Genomic DNA, 6,258 nt, shown 5'->3' on the forward strand with positions numbered 1-6,258 from the left:
GTAGCTGCAATAATAACATTTACAGTTTATTTAAAAACTGACAAATATTATTTATAGTCAGATATTTATGAGTGGATGTTGGGGTAGATAGGCAAAGAAAATACTCCAGTAAACATGTTCACTTGTGAGAAATCAACGATTAGTTTTAATCAATATTACTAACCTGAGATAAATCTTTATCGTTGACTTTAGTTTGGTAATATTGATTATTTTTATTTAGTGTAAATCGTTTAATTATAGAATTATATAATGGTCTATTTATAATTGTACTTTAATAATGTTTACTATTAAAACCACTGTCTTTTTCTGAAGATCATTACACCTAAAAAGGATAGGCCCAAAGACCCTGCAATTATAGAAGGCATAGCCCACATTGAATTTTCCATAAAGTTAGGCACGTTCATACCAAACATACTGGCAATTAATGTAGGGATCATCAGTATAATGGAAATCAGCGTTAATTGCTTCATTACCACATTTAAATTATTGGATATTACCGAGGCAAAAGCATCCATCATTCCACTTTGGATATCGGAGTATATTTGGGCCATTTCAAGAGCTTGTTTATTCTCAATAAAAGCATCTTCCAGCAAATCGGTATTGATTTCGGTTGTAATCTTTTTAGAGTTACGAAGTTTAGCCAATACAATTTCGTTTGCTTTAATAGAAGTGATGAAATATACCAAACACTTTTCCATCTTTAAAAGCTTGTTTAACTCCTTGTTTTTAATTGATTTTTCAAGATCTTTCTCAATTAAAGAAGTCATTTTATTGATTTGCTTTAAGTAGCTTAAATACAGACTTCCGGATCTTAAAAATAAACGAAGAATAAAGTTGATATTATCAGTTATTTCATGATACTGATCTCTGAATGGAGATGGCTTATCAATAGGTAATATCTCGTTATTTTGAGAGCATAATGTTAAGGTAAAACTATCGGTAATAAATATACCTAATGGAATGGTGTTAAAAGGCACTCCATTGTTTTCTACTATAACAGGAATTCTTAGAATAATTAAAGTCCAGTGATGATCAAATTCAATACGAGGCCTCTCGTCCTGGTCTAAAATATCATTGATAAGATCACTTGGTAATCCAAATTCGTCGGTAAGTTTATATAGCTGGGCATCTGTTGGATTGGTCACATTAATCCAACATCCTTTTTGGGGTTTGTCTATCTCAACATAACCACCAAAGGTTTTAAACATTTTGATCATGATATGTCTCCTCACAATTTATCCTGTAAGGAAACACGAAGCCCTTACAGAAGTTCTACAACATTTAATCTACTTGGATACGGGTCTTCGTCCATTGTTTTGTTATTTTTTAATTACAGTGTGCAAAAGTAGTTTTATTTTATAAAAAATCTTTGAAATGAAGATTATATTTCGTTTTCACTCCTATAGGATTGGTATATAGTAGATTAAAAACTTTAGTGGTGCCCGGTGAGATGTAGGTGAGATAATGTAGGGAAGGCTGTTATTTAGAATTGACTTACAAATTGTAAGCAATAATGAGGTGTTTTATATCTCAAAAAAAAGGAACTGGCTTTTAAATATGGACCAGTTCCTTTTTATTAATACAATTAAGTATTATTCTCTATGCATAATTTTAATGCTTAAACCTTTTTGAGTAGACCATCCTTGTTTATCTGTTAAACTAATAAAAAAGTGATAATCCCCTTCATCAAATAGGCCATTTTCATCACCGGTAGGTATTGTAATAGATTGATTAGCCTCGTATTCAGTTAAGTTATCCGGGATTTCAAAATCTTGAATAAATGTAAAGGGATTAACCGGTGTTTTTATTTCACCTAATTCACATTCTGTTACTTCGGTACTATGTGAGTGGTGATCAAAATTATTGTGTAAACTAATACTGTACGATCCCAGTTCAATATTATCAGTGAATAATGCACTAAAATTAAAATCTTCTCCAAAATATAGCGTAGTACATTGTTTAGGAAAAGCAAAAGATACATTGGTATCAATTTCAGGCTTTATATCATCAATATCTTTACTGTCACTACATGCTATAATTAAGGATGTTAACATAGCAATAAAAAGTATTTTCTTCATAAACTCTAATTTAATAAAAAGTGGATTACCAACATATAAGTAATACTTGATTTAGTAATTGTTTTGCTTTGTGTTTGTTTTCAGTCTGTTATACTTGCTGATTAAGTTTAAATATTCTTCCCCAAACTAAAGTAAGGGGAAGAAATATTGTTCTTATTTAATTTAATTACAAAAGTTTATTCTACGTGGTCATGATCATCTTCAACCTCTTCATGTGTGGCATGCAGGTGTTCTTCAATTTCTGTAACATTGCCCGACATATCAACTACCCTAAGATGAAAATGATATTCACCTTCTTCTACAGTTTCAGGTATCATAATGCCATGATGATGTACAGTGTAATTCTTTTTGTTACGAATTTCAGTAAATTCCTCTTCATATTTCCACCCTGTTATCTCAGATTCTTCCTGACCTTCTTCTCCACCATGTATTTCTACAGAGTAATAGTCTAGTAAATCATTGTCTTCAACATAAAATTCTAAGTGCAATGCTTCACCAATATGGGCTTCTCCATCATGTCCAACTTCCAGCTCAGTTACAGTTGGTTTTGTGTTGTCTTGGTTGTCATCATCCTCACATGAAACAAATAAAAGATTAGCTACTAATGTAATGGATAATAAAAACTGTATATTTTTCATCTTTAATGACTTTAATTTTGTTGTAACTCACCAATGGTTTTAAATGGTGGGTTACTCGTTAATAATTATTTTTTAATGCATATGTGCTGAAAATGGAATAGAAATGGTTAATACAGCATTTCTTCCTGATTCAGGCACGTTAATTAATCTGTAATAGCTTGTGTGGTTATAATACTTTGTATTTAAAACATTGTGTACCGACACTGAAACATTAATTTGTTGATTTCCCAATTGAAAATCGGCCCCTGCATTTAAGGTTAATACCTGATACCCATCTGTTTTGTTCTCCGGTGGCACAATCTGATTTTGTGCTGCCGTCATCCTGTAATCCATAGATAAATAGGCATTGTGTGCCAAATTAAAATGGATGGGTTGATATTTAACACTAAATAAAGCTGATGGAGGAGGAGAGAAGGGAAGTGTAAATCCCTCTTTTTCTCCGGATAATTGCTGAGAGTATACATATTCACCCATTATTCCTAGTTGTAATTGAGGAATTACTTCCCAATGAAAATGCATCTCTCCACCATATCTGAACACAGAACTTTGTGTATAATAAAATATCTGATTACCAAGACCATATTGACTATCATGCTTATCGCTTGGATTTAGATAAATATAGTTTGGAAAAAAGTTAACAAAAGGAGTGATACCAATAGCAAAGTGATTTTTATTGTATTCTGCTCCCATATCAAGTTGATAGGATACTTCTGCATCCAAATCTGATTTTCCTACTTCATAGCTAAATCTGTGATAGTTTACACCATTAGCAGCCAACTCTTTGGCAATAGGCATTCTGAAACTTTTACCAATATTGGACTTTAGTGATAATGCCTGATGATTATATACATAGCCTAACGACCATGAAATATTTTCATATACCTTGTTAATTTTATCAGCTCTTTGTAAGTATTCTTCTGTTTCAACTCCATTTTGTTCAACAGTAGAAGGAAACCAGTCGTAGTATTCTTTTGTATTGATTGCTCCACGATCAAAACGAATTCCTGCTTGCAATTTACTGCGGTCTGACAAAGTATATTTAGATACCAGATGTAAACCCATAGACCATAAATTATAGTCCGGTATAATGAATCCTCTGCCACCAATGCTATTATTTTGATACTCAGCATTGATACCAGAAAAAAGCTTAAGTCGTTCTATTTTAGAATAGGAGGTTTTAACGTTAGCAGAATATATGTACTTGTCAAATTCCCGTTCCATATCAGGATCCATATTTAATGTTTCCGGAAAATTTGCAGGCATATCTCCATGAGCTATATATTTACTTTTTTCCCTGCGTAAATTACGTTGCACCCCAATATCTGTTTCAAGCCTAATTCCATCCCATGTTTTTATTGTTTTATTTATCAGCTTTGAATGATTTACACTTTGATAAGGAAACAAAATATCTCTTGAGGATTTGTCGTGTACTTCAGTATTAACTCTTTGTGGTTCAAGTCCATGAGTATTAGCAAAAAAACCACTTTTAGTGTACACATTACTTACAAAAAAGCGTGTTTGAAAATCAGGTTGAATCAATCCAAAAGAAAAATGTACATCCTGTTCTTTTCCTGCTGTATTTCTCATTAAATGATCATGTAAACCAGCTTTATATGAATAAATACTTATACTGTCTGTAGGAACTTTATAATCTCCATAGTCCATAACCGTACCACGCAAATCGGCAAAAAGCTTGTTTTTACGTATAAAAACATTTACCGATGAGCCCACAAGGTTATTGTTGCTTTTGCCAATCAAATTAACTTGTCCTCCAACAGTGTTGGGGGTTGGTATTTCACTTTGCTTTACATCAATAACACCTCCAATGGCATCGGAACCATACATTAGTGAAGCCGGACCTTTGATTACTTCAATCCTGTTGGCAGCGAATTGGTCTATTTCCAAACCATGGTCGGAACCCCATTGCTGGCCTTCGTGTTTTATATTGTTTTCAACTACTAAAACGCGGTTAAAGCCAAGTCCTCTGATCACAGGTTTTGATTGACCTGAGCCAATACCAATCATAGAAACTCCAGGTAGGCGTTCTAATGATTGACTCAAACTACCACCCAAATTTTGCTGAATGAATTTATTGTTGACCACTTCAACATTCAGGCTCTCTTCCTTTTTACGACTTGCTGCGTAATTATCCTTAACAACAACTTCCTGCAAACTCATTGCAAGAGCAGTAAGCTTTATATTATGTTTCGTGTTGGCTGTAATCATAATGGTATCTGTATAAGTATCGTATCCTAAAAAGCTTACTTGAACTACATAAGTCCCTTTTTTGGCAATATGCAAATGATAGTTACCGTTTGAATCGGTAAAAACTCCATTATCAATAGCAGGTATATATACAGAGGCTCCTGGTAATGTAACGTTCTTATGATCTGTTACTTTTCCCGAAAAAATGTATGATTCCTGACTATAGGCAGATACAAAATACATTCCCAGTAAGATAAACAGCATATAAAATCTGTTCATAATGATTTACTGAGTAAATAAAACTAAAAAAATATCTATGAAAGTAAATCTGAGGATGGAGGTCCCCGAGGGTGTTTTGGGAATAAAACACATTTTAATATTTGGGCTACTACAGAATCGTTATAAAGGTATTTTATAGCTGGTATTGTGGTTTTGTAAATAAATAACCCAGCTACATCATTAACCGAAAATTCGTAATCACAAATCAAACATTCTTGCTGTGCCTGTTGTGATTTATTAATAAAAAATCCTTTGTCTAACTTATTGGAAGAATAATTATTGTGATGATGATGATGAGAGCAATTGTGGTGTTGCTCAGCTAATTTTTTTTTGTGATTGTATATATGAACAGGCTGAAATGCTATTGGGTATAAAAAACCTAACAGCAGAATAAGAGCAATATGTATGTTCCTTTTTCTTTTCATCCTAATCAGCTATTTTTAATAGCCTTTTTATAAATATTGTTTCCTAATTATTTTGTTAGCAAACTTAATGTAAATGCAACAATGTTGCAAGTAGTGAAATTTAATAATGAATAATAATAATCATTTCAACAACATAACAAGATCAATAGAAAATAGTTCATCAATCTAAATATCAATTTAGTGTGCGAGCAGTCGATAACTTTTATAAAGTTCAAGGGTAATCTGATTATATAATTATTTGAATATGTCCAATACTGCCAGCTAATTGAATTATGATAATTTTAATAATTAAGAATCTTTTCTCAGTATTAATGTGCATTATTGATGAAGGTTATTCAATCGTTCAGGTAATACTGAGTATTTCTCAATTTTAACGGATAATTATCAGGTTGTAACCCTGATTTCTCATATGTTAATCCTGTTTTTATCAAGGTTGAAGTGTTATTTCTCACAAAGAGAAAGGAATTTCTCAATAATAGATGTGTCCGCTCAGGTAGAAACCTGTCCTTTCGCGGCTTCTATAGAGATTATATATTTTAAATCACTAGTGACCGAGTAAAAAAATAAAAGAGGGTACTTCCTTTCGGTTTCCCCTCAAAGTTGTAAATTGATTTTGCGAAACTTTTTACAACA

At 32.3% G+C, this 6,258-nt stretch carries 5 protein-coding genes; all 5 read right to left on the bottom strand.

The window, feature by feature from the left end:
* Positions 1-287 precede the first annotated feature (287 nt).
* Positions 288-1,208, bottom strand: a complete 921-nt coding sequence (locus tag OM075_RS01905; RefSeq protein WP_301188770.1) for a magnesium transporter CorA family protein — start codon at positions 1,206-1,208, stop codon at positions 288-290.
* Between the two features lie 384 nt (positions 1,209-1,592).
* Entirely contained in the window at positions 1,593-2,078 is a 486-nt protein-coding gene (locus OM075_RS01910; protein ID WP_301188771.1) for a DUF4625 domain-containing protein, read from the bottom strand.
* 176 nt (positions 2,079-2,254) lie between these two features.
* Positions 2,255-2,716, bottom strand: a complete 462-nt coding sequence (locus OM075_RS01915) for a DUF4625 domain-containing protein (protein ID WP_301188772.1) — start codon at positions 2,714-2,716, stop codon at positions 2,255-2,257.
* Between the two features lie 72 nt (positions 2,717-2,788).
* On the bottom strand, positions 2,789-5,200 hold the full coding sequence (locus OM075_RS01920) for a TonB-dependent receptor (RefSeq protein ID WP_301188773.1): 2,412 nt from the start codon (positions 5,198-5,200) through the stop codon (positions 2,789-2,791).
* Positions 5,201-5,235: 35 nt separating this feature from the next.
* Positions 5,236-5,625, bottom strand: a complete 390-nt coding sequence (locus OM075_RS01925; RefSeq protein WP_301188774.1) for a hypothetical protein — start codon at positions 5,623-5,625, stop codon at positions 5,236-5,238.
* Positions 5,626-6,258 lie beyond the last annotated feature (633 nt).

This window comes from Plebeiibacterium sediminum, assembly GCF_026013605.1.
In the GTDB taxonomy this organism is placed as follows: Bacteria; Bacteroidota; Bacteroidia; order Bacteroidales; family Marinilabiliaceae; genus Saccharicrinis; species Saccharicrinis sediminus.

What these genes read in the sequence shown, in the direction of transcription:
- OM075_RS01915 (WP_301188772.1), bottom strand. Translation starts at nt 2,716, where the DNA reads ATGAAAAATATACAGTTTTTATTATCCATTACATTAGTAGCTAATCTT.
- OM075_RS01925 (WP_301188774.1), bottom strand. Translation starts at nt 5,625, where the DNA reads ATGAAAAGAAAAAGGAACATACATATTGCTCTTATTCTGCTGTTAGGT.
- OM075_RS01905 (WP_301188770.1), bottom strand. Translation starts at nt 1,208, where the DNA reads ATGTTTAAAACCTTTGGTGGTTATGTTGAGATAGACAAACCCCAAAAA.
- OM075_RS01920 (WP_301188773.1), bottom strand. Translation starts at nt 5,200, where the DNA reads ATGAACAGATTTTATATGCTGTTTATCTTACTGGGAATGTATTTTGTA.
- OM075_RS01910 (WP_301188771.1), bottom strand. Translation starts at nt 2,078, where the DNA reads ATGAAGAAAATACTTTTTATTGCTATGTTAACATCCTTAATTATAGCA.